Genomic DNA, 15,235 nt, shown 5'->3' with positions numbered 1-15,235 from the left:
CAGCTTCCCGATAGAGTGATCCTGGCGATCCGGGCCGCCGCGGCATCCACGCGTACCACCGCCGGGAGCTGGCGGCTGTTGACGGCCCGTAGCCTTCGGTCGTGATCGACCTGTTGAGCACCGCCGGCGCAGCGGCCGTGGTCTTCGCCGCCACCGATATCGACGACATCGTCATTTTGACGCTGTTCTTCGTCGCGGCCCGCACCACCGGCCAACCCCGCACCTGGGAGATTGTCGCCGGACAATACCTCGGCATCGGCGCGCTCGCGTTGGCAAGCGCGGTGATCGCGGGTGGACTCCTGGTGGTCCCCGACCCGTGGACGGGGCTGCTCGGCCTGCTGCCGATCGCGCTCGGCGTACGCGCGCTGCGGAGTTCGGGCGACGACGAGCCACCGGCGGTCGTCACCGGAGCGCTCGGCGTGGCCGGAGTGACGATCGCGAACGGCGCCGACAACGTCGCGGTCTACGTACCCGTCTTCCGGGCCCTCGGTGTGGCCGACAGCGCTGTGTTCCTGCTGGTCTTCGTGCTACTGATCGCGCTCTGGTGCGTGGCCGGGGCCTGGCTGGGCGGGCACCGGAGGGTGGTCCGGCTGGTCGAGCGCGCCGGTGCCTGGCTGGTGCCGACGATCTTCATCGCCATCGGGCTGGTGATCCTGGTCAGCTCCGGCGTGCTCGGCCGACTGGTCGACCTGCTCGGCTGAGAATCGAGCTTCCTCGGTCAGGCCAGCTCGACCAGTTCGAGCAGGTCGTCGCTCCACGCGTCCTCGTCGCCGTCGGGCAGCAGGATGGCCCGGTCCGGCTTGAGCGCCAGCACCGCACCCGGGTCGTGGGTGACCAGGACGATCGCGCCGGGGTAGTTGGCGATGGCGTCGAGCACCTGCTCCCGGCTGACCGGGTCGAGGTTGTTCGTCGGCTCGTCGAGCAACAGCACGTTGGCGCCGGAACAGACCAGAGTGGACAGGGCCAGCCGGGTCTTCTCGCCGCCGGACAGCACGCCGGCCGGCTTGTTCACGTCGTCACCGGAGAACAGGAACGCGCCAAGGATCTTGCGCAGGTCGGTGTCGGACTGCTCGACGGCGGCGGCGCGCATGTTCTCCAGGACCGTCCGCTCCACGTCCAGCGTCTCGTGCTCCTGGGCGTAGTAGCCCAGCCGCAGGCCGTGCCCCGCGTGCACCTCGCCGGTGTCCGGGCTGAGCAGCCCGCCGAGCATCCGCAGCAGGGTCGTCTTACCGGCGCCGTTGAGCCCGAGGATGGCCACTCGGGAGCCCCGGTCCACCGCCACGTTGACGTCGGTGAAGATCTCCAGCGATCCGTACGACTTGGAGAGGCCGGTCGCCGTGAGCGGGGTCTTGCCGCACGGCGCGGGACTGGGGAAACGCACCTTGGCCACCCGGTCGGAGACCCGCACCTCCTCCAGGCCGGAGATCAGCTTCTCGGCGCGGCGGGCCATGTTCTGCGCGGCAACGGTCTTGGTGGCCTTGGCCCGCATCTTGTCGGCCTGCGCCATCAGCGCGCCGGCCTTCTTCTCCGCGTTGGCCCGCTCCCGGCGGCGGCGTCGCTCGTCGGTCTCGCGCGCCTCCAGGTACGCCTTCCAGCCCAGGTTGTACACGTCGATGACGGACCGTGTGGCGTCGAGGAACCAGACCTTGTTGACCACCGACTCCAGCAGCGCGCCGTCGTGGGAGATCACGATCAGGCCGCCCTTGTGGTTGGCGAGGAAGCCCCGCAACCAGGTGATCGAGTCGGCGTCGAGGTGGTTGGTGGGCTCGTCGAGCAGCAGGATGCCGCCGCCGTTCTCGCCCGCGTCGCGGAACAGGATCCGGGCCAGCTCGATGCGGCGACGCTGACCACCGGAGAGGGTGCCGATGGTCTGCGCGAGCGCCCGGTCCGGTAGGCCGAGGTTGGCGCAGATCCGCGCGGCCTCAGCCTCGGCCGCGTACCCGCCGAGGGCGGCGAACTGGTCCTCCAGCGCGCCGTAGCGACGGACCAGCTTGTCGGTGGCGTCCTCGGCGAGGCGGGCCTCGACCTCCTGCATCTGCGACATCAGCACGTCCAGGCCCCGCGCGGAGAGCACCCGGTCGCGGCCGGTGACCTCCAGGTCACCCGTGCGCGGGTCCTGCGGCAGATAGCCGATGGCACTGCGCTGGTCGATCTGGCCGCCGTACGGTTGCCCCTCGCCGGCGAGCACCTTCAGCGTGGTGGTCTTGCCGGCGCCGTTGCGGCCGACCAGGCCGATCCGATCACCGGGCTGCACGCGCAGGGTGGTGTCGGACAGCAGGATCCGGGAACCGGCACGCAGTTCCAGGCCGGTGACAGTGATCATGTTTGCGGGCTCGCTCTCGGGGTTCGGAAGGCTGACTCGGGGCACGCGAAACGGCCGGCGGGCTCAAGGGGCCCGACGGCGCGGGGCGGTTCAGCCTTCGCAGCGCAGCACCTGACAAGTGTACCGGGCGCCGTCGGACGCCCCGCCCGGATTACCGATCAAGATCATCGGGTATCGGAACGCCTGTCCGGACCCCGTCCGGCACTCGATGGACGAAACGACACACAAAAGACACTCACCGACATACGGCGATCGGGGTCACCATGGAACTCAACGAGCGGGCCGAAATCGACACCTCCCAGGTCAACGACGTGGGCCGTGGTGGCGGATCCGGCGGCGGCTTCGGCATCCCGATCCCCGGTGGCGGCGGTCGAGGCGGCATCATCGGCATCGTGGTGGCGGTGCTCGTCGCGCTGCTCGGCGGCGGCTTCGGCCTCAACGCCATGACCAACGGCGACGAGGGCGGCGGTCAGGCCGGCGGCACCGACCTGGAGCAGTTGTGCTCCCGCGACAACCCCGACCGTCTCGACGACGCGCGCTGCCGCAACGCGCTCTACGTCAACAGCATCCAGGCCTACTGGCAGAAGGCGTACCCGGAGTTGGGCAACGGAAAGTACGAGGCGACCGACACCAACTTCTTCCAGGCCGCTGTGAACACCGGCTGCGGGCAGGCCGACTCGGGCGTCGGCCCGTTCTACTGCCCCGCCGACAAGCAGGTGTACATCGACCTGAGCTTCTACGACGAGCTGGCCTCCCGGTTCGGGGCAAAGGGCGAGTTCGCCCAGCCGTACGTGCTCGCCCACGAGTACGGACACCACATCCAGAACCTGCTCGGCACCAACGCGAAGGCCGGCCAGGGCGACCAGAGCGGCCCCCGCTCCGCCTCCGTACGGCTGGAGTTGCAGGCCGACTGCTACGCCGGCGCCTGGGCCAAGCACGCCACCGAGAGCAAGGACAAGACCGGCCAGGAACCGCTGTTCAAATCCATCACCCAGACCGACATCAGCGAGGCCGTGCAGGCCGCCGAGGCGATCGGCGACGACAGCATCCAGGAGCGCTCCGGCGGGCAGGTCAACCCCGACCAGTTCACCCACGGCACGTCCGAGCAGCGCAAGCGCTGGTTCACCCAGGGCTACGACCGCGGCGACCCGAAGACCTGCGACACCTTCGGCACCGACCAGCTCTGACATCCGCTCCGAGATCGTGGCAGGCCCTTCGGGGCCTGCCACGATCGTCGTTCCTGCCGAAGCTCCCGGGTCAGGTGAGCCGCGAGACCTGGTAGTGGCCGATGAGCCAGTCGTCGTCGACCCGCCGCACGAGCACGCCCAGGTTGACGGTCAGGGCCGGCCGGTCGGTGAAGCCGAACTCCACCTCCAGGTAGCCGAGGACCACGTCGTCGGCGAGACGACGGATCTCCCGGATGTCGTACGCGGCGGTCAGGCCGAGCGGCTGTCCGGCGTAGTACGCGGCGACGCCGGCACGACCCACCGTGTACGGCTGCAACCCCTGAAAGATCGCGTCGTCGGTGAAGCACGCCGCGACCCGATCGGGCTCGTGGGCGTCGACTGCCGATTTCCACCGGTCGAGGACGGTACGCAGAATCTGCGCCTCGGACATGATGATCTCCCTGCTGACGGACGTGTCCCATGGCGTGCCTGTCGAGCCGGCGTGCCCTCGCAGGGTCAGCGAGGCGGCTGACCCGGGTCGTTCGGGTGCGGCGTCAACGGCGTCACGGTCTCGCGCCGCCAGGCGCGCAGCGGCATCGACGCGAGGACGGCTTCCAACTCGTCCGCGTCGGCGGCCTGGAAGAGCCCCCACGTACGCCACTCCCCCGGCGCCAGCGGCGGCCGCCACAGCCGCAGGAGACTGCCCTGGGCCGTCAGCTCGGCCGAACGCGCCGCCTCTCGCGCGCGCATGTCGGCGACCCCGTCCTCCGACGTTCCCTGCGGCACCGTCGTCACCATGTCAACCAGAAACTCCACGCGCCCATCCTCCGGCGGCCGGCCGGGCAGGACGTCGCGAACCCCGTTTTGCGTGGCGATCGTCTCCCCACCGACGGCGACGGCGACGGCGCCAGTGAAGGCCGAGGTCAGTCGGGGTCGCGCACCAGGATCCGTACCGCCCGGGCCGCACCCACCGCCGCGACCAACACCGCGTGCCGGGGCTCCGGCACGTCGAGCAGCCGCTCCGCCCGCAACGGCACGAGCGGGGCCAACCGCCGGTCGGCCAGCACCCCGTCCACCGCCCGCCGGTCACCGCCGCAGACCAGCGCGGCGAGCGTCGCCACCTCCGGCAACAGCAGCCGTACGGCCAGGTCCGCCGCGTCACCCAGCGCAGCCTTCGCCTGATTGTCACGCCGACGGGCGAACCGGTGCTGCGACCATCCCCCCGCAGCGGTGCGCCCCTGCACGTACCGGGTGTCCACCTTGGAGACGACGAGGTCGCCGCCCTCGGCCACCCCGAGCGCCACAGCGCCCTTGCGGGCCAACAGCAGGCCGATCCGGCGGGGCATCACGGCGGAGGCCACGAACCCGGCCACATCCACGCCGGCCGGCGCACCCGGTGGGGCGTACAGCTCGGCGGTTGCCCCGTCCGGGGCGGCGAGCAGCAGGCCGTACCCCTGGGCGCTGGTGGTGGGCGGGCCGTGCCGGTCGGCGAAGCCCTCGACCCAGCGGCCGACGCGGGCCGGGTCGACCTCGACCCACCGGCCTCCGCCGGCTGCCGGTCGACTGGTCATCGCCCGACCGTACGGCACAGCGAACCCGCGCGGACCCCCGGGCGGCACGCGGACCCGGCGCGCTCCGGCGGGCCCGCTCTAGCTTGGAAGCAGCGCGGCCACCGCCAGCGCGGCGATGAGCGCGCTGGAGACCAGGCCGGTGACCAGCCGCCCCCGCGGCCCGGTCAGCGCTCGGCCGACCACTGTGCCACCGCCGGCGATGACCAGCTGCCAGCTCGCCGACGCCAGGAACACCCCGGCCACGAAGAGCGCCACGGCGAGCACCCCCGAGTCGGCCGTATCCCGGCGGCCGAGGACCAGCGCCGTGAAGTAGAGGACCGTCATCGGGTTCAGCAGTGTCAACCCGAGCAGCGCCGCGTAGGCACGGCCCGGAGTGTCCATGCCCCGACCGGGCCGTGCCGCCGGCGTCACCCGCGAGCGGTGGGCGGCCCAGGTCCGCCACAGGCCGTGCCCGGCGAGCCCCAGCAGGACCACTGCGGCGACCACCCGCAGCGGCCCGGCGACCGGCGCGATGAACCCGGCCAGGCCAGCGCCGCCGAGCACGGCCACCGCCGCGTAGAGCCCGTCGGCCGTCGCCACGGCGAGCGCCGCGGCCGCACCAACCCGAAACGAGGTACGGGCGCTGAGCCCCAGAATGAGAATCGCGATCGCGCCGACGGGAATGGCGACGCCGTAGCCGGCCACCAGGCCGGCGAGGAACGCGCCGCTCACGACCGTCGGCGCCGGATCGAGGCCCGCCCCGGTACCGGCCGCTGTCGACGCACGGCAGTCGCCGCACGGACAGGAACCTGCATCGGGTACGCCTCGATCACACGCGCATCCTCCGCGCCGGACCCGCGCCCCCGCCACCGATTTTCCCCGCGTCCGCCGCCCGCCGTCCGTGCCCCGGTGCCCCGGCGCCCCGCGCCCAGATCTGCGCAACTTCCCCGATGTTGCTGCCTCCGACACACGGGAGACAGCAACATCCCTGATGTTGCGCGGATCTTGACGCCCCACAGCGCCGCCGAGACCGGGAAGGGCTTGGGACGCACCCTCGAACCAGGATGTAGTGGCCCCGGCGCTGCACCGAGGCCACTACATCAATGATCGAGCGCGATCTTGAACGGTTCAGGGTCGATCAGTGACGCACTCCGGGTCAGCGGGGGTTGCGACCGAGGTAGGAGAGCAAAGCGGCGACCTCGTCGGCCTCCGGAGCGGGATCGATCGCCGGGGCGTACGCGCCGTAGGCCCGCAGCGGCTCGACGATCTGCCGGGCCACCACCAGCAGGGGGCGGGCCAGTTCGGCGCTGAGCGGGGACGGTTGGTCGGTGGCCACCGCGATGTCCCAGGCGTGCACTGCCGCATCCAGGGCGCACGCCACGGCGCCGACCTCGGCCGGCAGCTTCCCCTGGGGCAGCGGCGTGGGCACCGCAGGGTCGTCGTCGGCGACGCCGTTCCAGGCCCGGGCGGACGCGTCGAGGGCGGCGCGCAGGCCGGCGAGCTTGTCACCGTCGACCCGACCGGAGGGAGCGAACGGGTCCTCCGCCGGCCCGGGCCCGCCGTCGATCGCCGCCGCGAAGGCGAGCTGGTCGCCGACCGCGTGCTGAAGCACCTGGGTGACGTTCCATCGCTCGCACGGGGTGGGCCGCTCCCAGGCGTCGGCCGGGACCCCTTCGACTGCCGTCCGAAGCGCCTCGTGCGCCTCCTTCAGCACGATCCGCCACTGCGCCGCTGCCGTCTCGTTCATCGTCCTGCCCTCTCTGCCGGCCTCCAGCGGGCCACCTCACCCGCCTCCGGAGCGGAATGTTCCGCTCCGTTTGCTGAGTTCAGCTTAGCAGACCGGAACGATCCGTTCCACTACTTTCTGACTGGCCCGGAAACGCGTCGAGCGCGGTACCCGGACGGGTACCGCGCTCGACGAAGTGGATCGGATCAGACGTTGAAGCCGAGGGAGCGGAGCTGGTCCCGACCCTCGTCAGTGATCTTGTCCGGGCCCCACGGCGGGAGCCACACCCAGTTGATCCGGATGTCGTTGACCAGGCCGCCGCCGGGGCCGGTGGTCAGCGCCTGCCGGGTCTGGTCCTCGATGACGTCGGTCAGCGGGCAGGCCGCCGAGGTGAGCGTCATGTCCAGAGTGGCGACGTTCTCGTCGTCGACGTGGACGCCGTACACGAGGCCCAGGTCGACAACGTTGATGCCGAGCTCCGGGTCGACGACGTCCTTCATCGCCTCCTCGATGTCGGCGATCATCGCCTTGCTGACGCCGCCCGCGGGAGCGGCGGCGTCACCGGTGCCATCGGTCGTCGCGGCGTCGGTCTGCGGCACCACGTTGGTGTCACCGGCCTCCGGCGTCGCCTCGGTAGCGGTGTTCTCGCTCATGCCGTCCCTCCGCTTCGCTCCGTGACGCCCTGAGGCACCAACGCGCTGAACCACTGATTCGCTCGCTGACGCTCGCTCATGCCGTCCCTCCGCATCGCTGCGTGATGCCACAAGGCACCACTGACTCATTCGCTCGCTGACGCTCGCTCACGCCTTCACCTCCGGGCTGACACCCACACCGGCGCGTGCCGCGGCGTCCTTGAACGCCATCCACGGCAGCAGCGCGCACTTGACCCGGGCGGGGTAACGGGCCACACCCGCGAAAGCAACCCCGTCACCGAGCACGTCCTCGTCCGGCGTGACCTGGCCACGCCCGGACATCAACTCCACGAACGCCTCGTGCACCTCGAATGCTTCCCCGGTGCCGCGACCACGCAGCAACTCGTGCAGCACACTCGCCGACGCCTGGCTGATCGAGCAGCCCATCCCGTCGTACGAGATGTCGTGCAGCACCGTGCCGTCGGTGGCCACCCGGACGGTGACCTCGTCACCGCAGGTGGGGTTGACGTGGTGCGCCTCCGCGACCTGGTCACCCGGGTCGTCGGCGTCGCGCAGGCCACGCCCGTGCGGGCGCTTGTAGTGGTCCAGGATGATCTCCTGGTAGAGCTGGTCGAGCTGCATCAGTCGAACACCTTCCGCACCTGCTCCAGACCGGCCACCAGAGCGTCGATCTCCTCGGTGGTGGTGTAGAGGTAGAACGAGGCCCGGGTCATGGCCGGGACGCCGAACCGGCTGCACACCGGCTTGGCACAGTGGTGGCCCACCCGCACCTGCACGCCGAGCGAGTCGAGCACCTGACCCACGTCGTGCGGGTGCACGTCGCCGAGTGCGAACGAGATGGTGCCGCCCCGGCCCACCGGCACTGTCGGACCGAAGATCCGCAGGTCCGGCACCGAGCCGAGAGCGTCCAGCGCGTACGCCGTCAGCTCCTTCTCGTGCCACTGGATGGCCTGCATCCCGATGCCGGTCAGGTAGTCGACCGCCGCACCGAGCGCGACCGCCTCGGCGATCGGCGGGGTGCCCGCCTCGAAGCGGGCCGGCGGCGCGGCGAACGTCGAGCGGGCCATGGTGACCGTCTCGATCATCGAGCCGCCACCGAAGACCGGCGGCATGGCCGCCAGCAGCTCACCCCGACCCCAGAGCACACCGATGCCGGTCGGACCGCACATCTTGTGGCCGGTGAAGACGATGTAGTCGGCGTCCAGGTCGACCACGTCGATGGGCAGGTGCGGCACCGACTGCGAGCAGTCCAGCAGCAGCAGCGCACCCACCTCGCGGACCCGCGCGGTGATCCGGGAGGTCGCGTTGACAGTGCCGAGGATGTTGGACATGTGCACCAGCGAGACGATCTTCGTCCGTTCGGTGACCAGATCCTCCAGGCCCGACTCGTCCAGCCGCCCCTGGTCGGTGACCGGGAACCAGCGCAGGGTCGCGCCGGTCCGCTCACAGAGCAACTGCCACGGGACGATGTTCGAGTGGTGCTCCATCTCGGAGATCACCACCTCGTCGCCGGGGCCGAGCCGGAACCGGGGGTCCGCATCCGGGCGCAGCGAGGCGTTCGAGAAGGCGTACGCCACGATGTTGATCGCCTCGGTGGAGTTCTTCGTGAACACCACCTCGTCGGTGCTCGGCGCGTTGATGAACGCGGCGATCTTCGCCCGCGCGCCCTCGTACGCCTCGGTGGCCTCGGTGCCCAGGGTGTGCACCGAGCGCGACACGTTGGCGTTGTGCCGCGCGTAGTGCTCGTCGAGCACGTCGAGCACCTGGCGGGGTTTGTGCGAGGTGTTGGCGCTGTCGAGGTAGACCAGCGGGTGCCCGTTGATGTCCCGACCGAGGATCGGGAAGTCGGCGCGCACCCGGGCCACGTCGAAACGCGGCACGTCGTCGTACTGCGGCATCCCCGAGGGGATCGCGATGCTGGTCATCTCGGCAGCGCCTCTCCCGCTCAGGCCTTGGCCGTGCCGGCCCCGGCGGCGTACCGCTCGTAGCCCTCGGCCTCGAGCTTGTCGGCCAGCTCCGGGCCGCCCTGCTCGACGATCCGGCCGGCGATGAACACGTGCACGAAGTCCGGCTTGATGTAGCGCAGGATCCGCGTGTAGTGGGTAATCAGCAGCACGCCGGTGTCACCGTTGTCGCGGACCCGGTTGACGCCCTCGCTGACCACGCGCAGCGCGTCCACGTCGAGACCGGAGTCGGTCTCGTCGAGGATCGCGATCTTCGGCTTGAGCAGCTCCAGCTGGACGATCTCGTGCCGCTTCTTCTCACCACCGGAGAAGCCCTCGTTGACGTTGCGCTGGGCGAACGCCGGGTCCATCTGGAGACGCTCCATCGCGCCGCGCAGCTCGCCGCCCCAGGTACGGAGCTTCGGCGCCTCGCCGTCGATGGCGGTCTTCGCGGTCCGCAGGAAGTTCGCCACCGAGACGCCGGGCACCTCGACCGGGTACTGCATGGCCAGGAAGAGGCCGGCGCGGGCACGCTCGTCGACCGTCATGGCCAGCACGTCCTCGCCGTCGAGGGTCACCGTGCCGCCGGTGATCTCGTACTTGGGGTGGCCGGCGATCGAGTACGCCAGGGTGGACTTGCCGGAACCGTTCGGGCCCATGATCGCGTGGGTCTCGCCCGACTTCACGGTCAGGTCGACGCCGGCCAGGATCGGCTTGAGCTCACCCTCGGGCAGCTTGACCGACACCTTCAGGTCGCGGATCTCCAGGGTGCTCATTATCGGGTCACTCCATTACTCGGCGTCAGGCTGAGGTAGATGTCGCCGTCGCGGACTTCGACGGGGTAGACGGGGACGGGTTCGGTGGCGGGCAGGCCGGTCGGCTCACCGGTGCGCAGGTCGAAGCGCGAGCCGTGCAGCCAACACTCGAGCGTGCAGCCATCGACCTCACCCTCGGAGAGCGCGACCGAGGCGTGCGAGCACTCGTCGTACGCGGCGTAGAAGCCGCCGTCCTCGCCGTGCACCAGGGCGATCGGCGTGCCGTCGACGTCCGCGCTGATCGCGGTGCCCTTCGGCACGTCCTCGGTGGAGCAGATGCGGATCATCAAGCGCCCGCCTTGGTCAGCCGGGCCTCGATCGCATCGCCGAGGCTCTCACGCAGCGACTCCACCGGGATCTTGTTGATCAGCTCGGCGAAGAAGCCACGCACGACCAGCCGGCGGGCCTCGTTCTCCGGAATGCCCCGGGCCATCAGGTAGAACAACTGCTCGTCATCGAAGCGGCCGGTCGCGCTGGCGTGGCCGGCGCCGGAGATCTCGCCGGTCTCGATCTCCAGATTGGGTACGGAGTCCGCCCGTGCGCCGTCGGTGAGCAGCAGGTTCCGGTTGATCTCGTACGTGTCGGTGCCGGTCGCCTCGGCCCGGATGAGCACGTCGCCCACCCAGACGGTGTGCGCGCTCTCGCCCTGCAGAGCGCCCCGGTAGCCGACGTAGCTGCGGCAGTCCGGGACGCTGTGGTCGACCAGCTGCCGGTGCTCCAGGTGCTGGCCGGAGTCGGCGAAGTAGACGCCGTACAGCTCGGCCTCGCCGCCGCGTCCGGTGTACTCCACGCTGGTGAACTGCCGGACCAGGTCGCCACCCAGGGACACCTGGATGTGGATGACCTTGGCGTCCCGGCCCAGCTTGATCTTGAGGTGCTGGGCCTGGACCGCGTCGTCGGCCCAGTCGGCGACAGTGACCAGCGTCAGCTTCGCGCCGTCGGCCACGGCGACCTCGACGTTGTCGGCCAGGGTGGCCGACCCGACGTGCTCCAGAACCACTGTCGCCTCGGCGAACCGGCCCACCTCGACGAAGGTGTGACCGAACGCCGGCTGCTCGACGCCCTCGCCGACCACCCGCAGCCGCACCGCCTCACCCAGAACCACGTCGGGGGCGACCCGCAGCAGCAGGGCGTCGGCGGCGGCACCGTAGGCCAGCGCGCTGACCCGGTCGACCGGGGTCAGCACGCTGCCGACCCGCTCGTCGTCACGGCCGACACGGGTGATGGCGACGCCCTCGGGCAGGTCACCGTACTCGTGTCGGACCGCGCCGGTCGCGGCCGGCGCCTCAGTGGTCAGGCCGCGGAGGCGCTTGAGCGGGGTGAAGCGCCACTCCTCCTCCAGGCCGGTGAGGGCCGGGAAGTCGGCGACGTCGTACGAGCGCAGCGCCTGCGACTTGGTGCTGGGCGGCGGCGCGGAAGCCTGGGTAGTCATTTCTTCCTTGGTCTGTTCTACGACGACGGTGTCAGGTGCTCGGTGGGGCGGGCGGCGTCAGCCGACCGCGCCCTCCATCTGAAGCTCGATCAGACGGTTGAGCTCCAGGGCGTACTCCATCGGGAGCTCCTTGGCGATCGGCTCGATGAAGCCGCGCACGATCATGGCCATTGCCTCGTCCTCGCTCAGGCCCCGGCTCATCAGGTAGAAGAGCTGGTCGTCGCTGATCTTGGAGACGGTCGCCTCGTGCCCCATCGACACGTCGTCCTCACGGATGTCGACGTACGGGTAGGTGTCCGAGCGGGAGATGGTGTCGACCAGCAGCGCGTCGCACTTGACGGTGCTCCGGCTGTGGTGCGAACCCTCCAGCACCTGCACCAGACCCCGGTACGAGGTGCGGCCGCCGCCACGGGCGATCGACTTCGACACGATGGTCGAGGAGGTGTGCGGCGCGGCGTGCACCATCTTCGCGCCGGCGTCCTGGTGCTGACCCTCGCCGGCCATCGCCACCGAGAGCACCTCGCCCTTGGCGTGCTCGCCGGTCATGTAGACCGCCGGGTACTTCATGGTCACCTTGGAGCCGATGTTGCCGTCGACCCACTCCATGGTCGCGCCCTCGTGGCAGACGGCGCGCTTGGTGACCAGGTTGTAGACGTTGTTCGACCAGTTCTGGATGGTCGTGTAGCGGCAACGCGCGTTCTTCTTGACGATGATCTCCACGACCGCGCTGTGCAGCGAGTCGGAGGAGTAGAGCGGCGCGGTGCAGCCCTCGACGTAGTGCACGTACGCACCCTCGTCGACGATGATCAGCGTCCGCTCGAACTGGCCCATGTTCTCCGTGTTGATCCGGAAGTAGGCCTGCAGCGGGATCTCGACCTGCACGCCCTTCGGCACGTAGATGAACGAGCCACCGGACCACACCGAGGTGTTCAGGGCGGCGAACTTGTTGTCGCCGACCGGGATCACCGTGCCGAAGTACTCCTTGAAGACGTCCTCGTGCTCACGCAGCGCCGTGTCGGTGTCCAGGAAGAGGACGCCCTGCTCCTCAAGGTCCTCACGGATCTTGTGGTAGACGACCTCCGACTCGTACTGCGCCGCGACACCGGCGACCAGCCGCTGCTTCTCGGCCTCCGGGATGCCCAGCCGGTCGTAGGTGTTCTTGATGTCCTCGGGCAGGTCCTCCCAGCTGGTGGCCTGCTTCTCGGTCGACCGCACGAAGTACTTGATGTTGTCGAAGTCGATCCCGGTGAGGTCCGCGCCCCAGGCCGGCATCGGCTTACGGCCGAACAGCCGCAGGCCCTTCAGCCGCAGGTCGAGCATCCACGCGGGCTCGTTCTTCTTGGCCGAGATGTCCCGCACCACCGCCTCGTTGATGCCGCGCTGGGCAACCGCCCCGGCGGCGTCCGGGTCGGACCAGCCGTACTCGTACCGGCCCAGGGCGGCGAGCTGCTCTTCCTGGGTCAGGGGCTGGACGATCTGCTCGGTCATCTATCTGTCCTCACAGTGGTTACGGGATTACCGGATTGAGCGCGGCCCGGCTGGGTCGGGATGTGCGTGGTGCACACCCCGTCGCCGTGCGCGATGGTGGCCAGACGCTGCACGTGGGTGCCGACCAGACGGGAGATGACCGCGGTCTCGGCCTCGCACAGCTGAGGAAACTCGGCGGCCACGTGCGCCACCGGGCAGTGGTGCTGACAGAGCTGGCCGCCAGAGGCGATCGTGGTCGCATTGGCAGCGTAACCCTCGCCGGTGAGCGCTGCGGCGAGTGCCTCGGCTCGGGCGAGAGGGTCGTCGCCGGCGTCCTCCATGGCCGTGCGGCAACGGGACTCGAGAGCCGACACCTGCTCGGTGGCGAACGCCTCGACCGCGTCCGAACCGCCGCTGCGGGCGATCCAGCGCAGCGCGGCGGTGGCCATGTTGTCGTAGTGGTGTGTGCCACAGCGGACCCGGGCGGCCTCGGTCAGCAGGAACACCTTGGCCGGGCGCCCCCGACCGCGACTGCCCTGCACGGGCTGCTCGCGGGCGTACACGTCACCTTCCGCAAGCATCGCGTCGAGGTGCCGGCGGATCGCCGCCGGGCTGAGCCCGAGCGCCGCGCCAAGCTGCGCGGCGGTGGTGGCACCCTGCTCCAGCAGCAACTGGGTGACCCGATCCCGGGTGGAGACCTCGGCCGCCGCCGGCCCGGCGAGGCTGGTCGACGTGGTCACGGCAGGCGCGGAGGCGGGCGCACCGAGGGCCGGTACGGCCGTCGGTTGGTGCCCGGAGAGCGCCGCCGCGTTTTTCACAACGCCAACGTTACGTAATTACCCGGAGGGTCGCAAACCCGGGCCCCGGTGATCCCAACCACCGAGCCGACGGAGTCGGACGAACCTCGATCACTACGGTGCGTAGGATTTGCGCCGTGAACCGAATCGTCCGTCCGGTCTCCGGCATCCTGCTGCGCCGCCTCGCGCTCGCCTCGATCATCGCGAACGTGGGCATCGTCGTCACCGGCGGGGCCGTCCGATTGACCGCCTCGGGCCTCGGCTGCCCCACCTGGCCCCGGTGCACCGACGATTCCTACGTCACGACGCCGGAGATGGGCGTGTACGGGGTGATCGAGTTCAGCAACCGCATGCTGACCTTCGCGGTGGGTCTCATCGCGCTGGCCACCGTGCTGGCCGTACTGCTGCACCGGCCCCGCCGACCCGGGCTCCTCGCACTGGCCGTGGCGGTCTTCCTGGGCATCCCCGCCCAGGCGGTGATCGGCGGCATCACAGTGCTGACCAACCTCAACCCGTGGGTGGTCGGGCTGCACTTCCTCGCCTCGATGGCCGTGATCGCCGCCGCGTACGCCCTCTGGCGACGCGTCGGCGACCCTGACGGCCCGACAGTGGCCGCGGTGCCCGCACCGCTGCGCGCGCTGGCCCGGGTCACCACCGGCGTCACCGTCGCCGTGCTGGTCGTCGGCACCTGGGTCACCGGCAGCGGCCCGCACGCCGGCGACCACGGAGCGGCCCGCAACGGGCTCGACCCGGAGACGATCTCGCAGGTGCACGCGGACGGGGTCTTCCTGCTGATCGGTCTCTCGGTGGCGCTGATCTTCGCGTTCCGCGCCGTCGGTGCGCAGCGAGCCACCCGCGCCGCGATCATCCTGGTCGCCGTGGAGTTGGGTCAGGGCCTGATCGGCTTCGTGCAGTACTTCACCCACGTGCCGGCACTCCTGGTCGGCGCACACATGCTCGGCTCCTGCCTGGTGCTGCTGGCCGCCCTGTCGGTGCAGTGGTCCACCCGGGAACGCCGCCCGGTCGCGCCGGCCCCCCAGGCCACCCCGACCGACGCCGCCACCCCGGTACCAGTCACCGCCTGACCGCCCCGCGCCCCGCGCCCCGCGCCCCGCGCCCCGCGCCCCGCGCCCCGCGCCCCGCGCCCCGCGCCCCGCGCCCCGCGCCCCGCGCCCCGCGCCCCGCGCCCCGCGCCCCGCGCCCCGCGCCCCGCGCCCCGCGCCCCGCGCCCCGCGCCCCGCGCCCCGCGCCCCGCGCCAAGATCTGCGCAACTTCCCCGATGGTGCTGCCTCCGACACGCGGGAGACAGCAACATCCCTGATATTGCGCGGATCTTGACGACGAACCCCGCCGTGAGGAGACC

17 protein-coding genes are annotated in these 15,235 nt (G+C 70.7%); 3 read left to right on the top strand and 14 right to left on the bottom strand.

Annotation, left to right across the window (positions count from 1 at the left end):
* Positions 1–101: 101 nt before the first annotated feature.
* The gene (locus OG598_RS03280; RefSeq protein ID WP_328652959.1) at positions 102–701 is read left to right on the top strand and encodes a cadmium resistance transporter; all 600 of its coding nucleotides are present in this window, start codon (positions 102–104) and stop codon (positions 699–701) included.
* A 17-nt stretch (positions 702–718) separates the two neighbouring features.
* Here OG598_RS03280 and OG598_RS03275 read toward each other — a convergent pair whose 3' ends face one another.
* Positions 719–2,323: an ABC-F family ATP-binding cassette domain-containing protein gene (locus tag OG598_RS03275; RefSeq protein ID WP_238642940.1), complete on the bottom strand. Its 1,605-nt coding sequence runs from the start codon at positions 2,321–2,323 to the stop codon at positions 719–721.
* Between the two features lie 263 nt (positions 2,324–2,586).
* Between OG598_RS03275 and ypfJ the strand changes: the two genes are divergently transcribed.
* Positions 2,587–3,510, top strand: a complete 924-nt coding sequence (gene ypfJ, locus OG598_RS03270) for a KPN_02809 family neutral zinc metallopeptidase (protein ID WP_328652958.1) — start codon at positions 2,587–2,589, stop codon at positions 3,508–3,510.
* A 70-nt stretch (positions 3,511–3,580) separates the two neighbouring features.
* On the opposite strand, the gene OG598_RS03265 is transcribed toward ypfJ, so the two are convergent.
* The 13 genes from OG598_RS03265 to OG598_RS03205 all read right to left on the bottom strand — a co-directional run bounded on the left by OG598_RS03265 (position 3,581) and on the right by OG598_RS03205 (position 13,893).
* Positions 3,581–3,940, bottom strand: coding sequence for a YybH family protein (locus tag OG598_RS03265; RefSeq protein WP_328652957.1), 360 nt, complete (start codon positions 3,938–3,940; stop codon positions 3,581–3,583).
* A gap of 65 nt (positions 3,941–4,005) precedes the next feature.
* On the bottom strand, positions 4,006–4,305 hold the full coding sequence (locus OG598_RS03260) for a muconolactone Delta-isomerase family protein (RefSeq protein WP_091405207.1): 300 nt from the start codon (positions 4,303–4,305) through the stop codon (positions 4,006–4,008).
* 107 nt (positions 4,306–4,412) lie between these two features.
* Positions 4,413–5,060, bottom strand: a complete 648-nt coding sequence (locus OG598_RS03255) for an acVLRF1 family peptidyl-tRNA hydrolase (protein ID WP_328652956.1) — start codon at positions 5,058–5,060, stop codon at positions 4,413–4,415.
* Positions 5,061–5,138: 78 nt separating this feature from the next.
* Entirely contained in the window at positions 5,139–5,771 is a 633-nt protein-coding gene (locus OG598_RS03250; protein WP_328652955.1) for a LysE family transporter, read from the bottom strand.
* A gap of 424 nt (positions 5,772–6,195) precedes the next feature.
* Entirely contained in the window at positions 6,196–6,786 is a 591-nt protein-coding gene (locus OG598_RS03245) for a TIGR03086 family metal-binding protein (RefSeq protein ID WP_328652954.1), read from the bottom strand.
* A gap of 185 nt (positions 6,787–6,971) precedes the next feature.
* On the bottom strand, positions 6,972–7,418 hold the full coding sequence (locus OG598_RS03240; RefSeq protein ID WP_328652953.1) for a metal-sulfur cluster assembly factor: 447 nt from the start codon (positions 7,416–7,418) through the stop codon (positions 6,972–6,974).
* Positions 7,419–7,565: 147 nt separating this feature from the next.
* Complete coding sequence (sufU, locus tag OG598_RS03235; protein WP_328652952.1) at positions 7,566–8,039, bottom strand: Fe-S cluster assembly sulfur transfer protein SufU; 474 nt, start codon at positions 8,037–8,039, stop codon at positions 7,566–7,568.
* The gene (locus tag OG598_RS03230; RefSeq protein ID WP_238680024.1) at positions 8,039–9,343 is read right to left on the bottom strand and encodes a cysteine desulfurase; all 1,305 of its coding nucleotides are present in this window, start codon (positions 9,341–9,343) and stop codon (positions 8,039–8,041) included. Before OG598_RS03230 ends, sufU begins: the two co-directional genes overlap by 1 nt.
* Before the next feature lie 20 nt (positions 9,344–9,363).
* Positions 9,364–10,137 carry a Fe-S cluster assembly ATPase SufC gene (gene sufC, locus OG598_RS03225; RefSeq protein WP_112639149.1) on the bottom strand — a complete coding sequence of 258 codons (774 nt, stop codon included), beginning with the start codon at positions 10,135–10,137 and terminating at the stop codon, positions 9,364–9,366.
* Positions 10,137–10,463: a non-heme iron oxygenase ferredoxin subunit gene (locus tag OG598_RS03220; protein ID WP_091403693.1), complete on the bottom strand. Its 327-nt coding sequence runs from the start codon at positions 10,461–10,463 to the stop codon at positions 10,137–10,139. Before OG598_RS03220 ends, sufC begins: the two co-directional genes overlap by 1 nt.
* A complete protein-coding gene (sufD, locus tag OG598_RS03215) occupies positions 10,463–11,608 on the bottom strand; it encodes a Fe-S cluster assembly protein SufD (RefSeq protein ID WP_328652951.1) in 1,146 nt (381 codons plus the stop codon). Before sufD ends, OG598_RS03220 begins: the two co-directional genes overlap by 1 nt.
* A gap of 57 nt (positions 11,609–11,665) precedes the next feature.
* Complete coding sequence (gene sufB, locus OG598_RS03210) at positions 11,666–13,096, bottom strand: Fe-S cluster assembly protein SufB (protein ID WP_091403689.1); 1,431 nt, start codon at positions 13,094–13,096, stop codon at positions 11,666–11,668.
* A complete protein-coding gene (locus OG598_RS03205; RefSeq protein WP_442931450.1) occupies positions 13,093–13,893 on the bottom strand; it encodes a helix-turn-helix transcriptional regulator in 801 nt (266 codons plus the stop codon). Before OG598_RS03205 ends, sufB begins: the two co-directional genes overlap by 4 nt.
* Before the next feature lie 98 nt (positions 13,894–13,991).
* Between OG598_RS03205 and OG598_RS03200 the strand changes: the two genes are divergently transcribed.
* Positions 13,992–14,957 carry a COX15/CtaA family protein gene (locus OG598_RS03200; RefSeq protein WP_328652950.1) on the top strand — a complete coding sequence of 322 codons (966 nt, stop codon included), beginning with the start codon at positions 13,992–13,994 and terminating at the stop codon, positions 14,955–14,957.
* Positions 14,958–15,235: the final 278 nt, after the last annotated feature.

Origin of the sequence: Micromonospora sp. NBC_00330 (assembly GCF_036136635.1) — a bacterium.
GTDB lineage: Bacteria > Actinomycetota > Actinomycetes > Mycobacteriales > Micromonosporaceae > Micromonospora > Micromonospora salmantinae.
This window is presented reverse-complemented; position numbering and strand designations above follow the sequence as displayed.

Excerpts from the sequence above, each read along its gene's own strand:
- sufC (WP_112639149.1), bottom strand. The coding sequence starts at position 10,137 with ATGAGCACCCTGGAGATCCGCGACCTGAAGGTGTCGGTCAAGCTGCCC.
- ypfJ (WP_328652958.1), top strand. The coding sequence starts at position 2,587 with ATGGAACTCAACGAGCGGGCCGAAATCGACACCTCCCAGGTCAACGAC.
- OG598_RS03230 (WP_238680024.1), bottom strand. The coding sequence starts at position 9,343 with ATGACCAGCATCGCGATCCCCTCGGGGATGCCGCAGTACGACGACGTG.
- sufB (WP_091403689.1), bottom strand. The coding sequence starts at position 13,096 with ATGACCGAGCAGATCGTCCAGCCCCTGACCCAGGAAGAGCAGCTCGCC.
- OG598_RS03220 (WP_091403693.1), bottom strand. The coding sequence starts at position 10,463 with ATGATCCGCATCTGCTCCACCGAGGACGTGCCGAAGGGCACCGCGATC.
- OG598_RS03240 (WP_328652953.1), bottom strand. The coding sequence starts at position 7,418 with ATGAGCGAGAACACCGCTACCGAGGCGACGCCGGAGGCCGGTGACACC.
- OG598_RS03275 (WP_238642940.1), bottom strand. The coding sequence starts at position 2,323 with ATGATCACTGTCACCGGCCTGGAACTGCGTGCCGGTTCCCGGATCCTG.
- OG598_RS03265 (WP_328652957.1), bottom strand. The coding sequence starts at position 3,940 with ATGTCCGAGGCGCAGATTCTGCGTACCGTCCTCGACCGGTGGAAATCG.
- OG598_RS03255 (WP_328652956.1), bottom strand. The coding sequence starts at position 5,060 with ATGACCAGTCGACCGGCAGCCGGCGGAGGCCGGTGGGTCGAGGTCGAC.
- OG598_RS03245 (WP_328652954.1), bottom strand. The coding sequence starts at position 6,786 with ATGAACGAGACGGCAGCGGCGCAGTGGCGGATCGTGCTGAAGGAGGCG.
- sufU (WP_328652952.1), bottom strand. The coding sequence starts at position 8,039 with ATGCAGCTCGACCAGCTCTACCAGGAGATCATCCTGGACCACTACAAG.
- sufD (WP_328652951.1), bottom strand. The coding sequence starts at position 11,608 with ATGACTACCCAGGCTTCCGCGCCGCCGCCCAGCACCAAGTCGCAGGCG.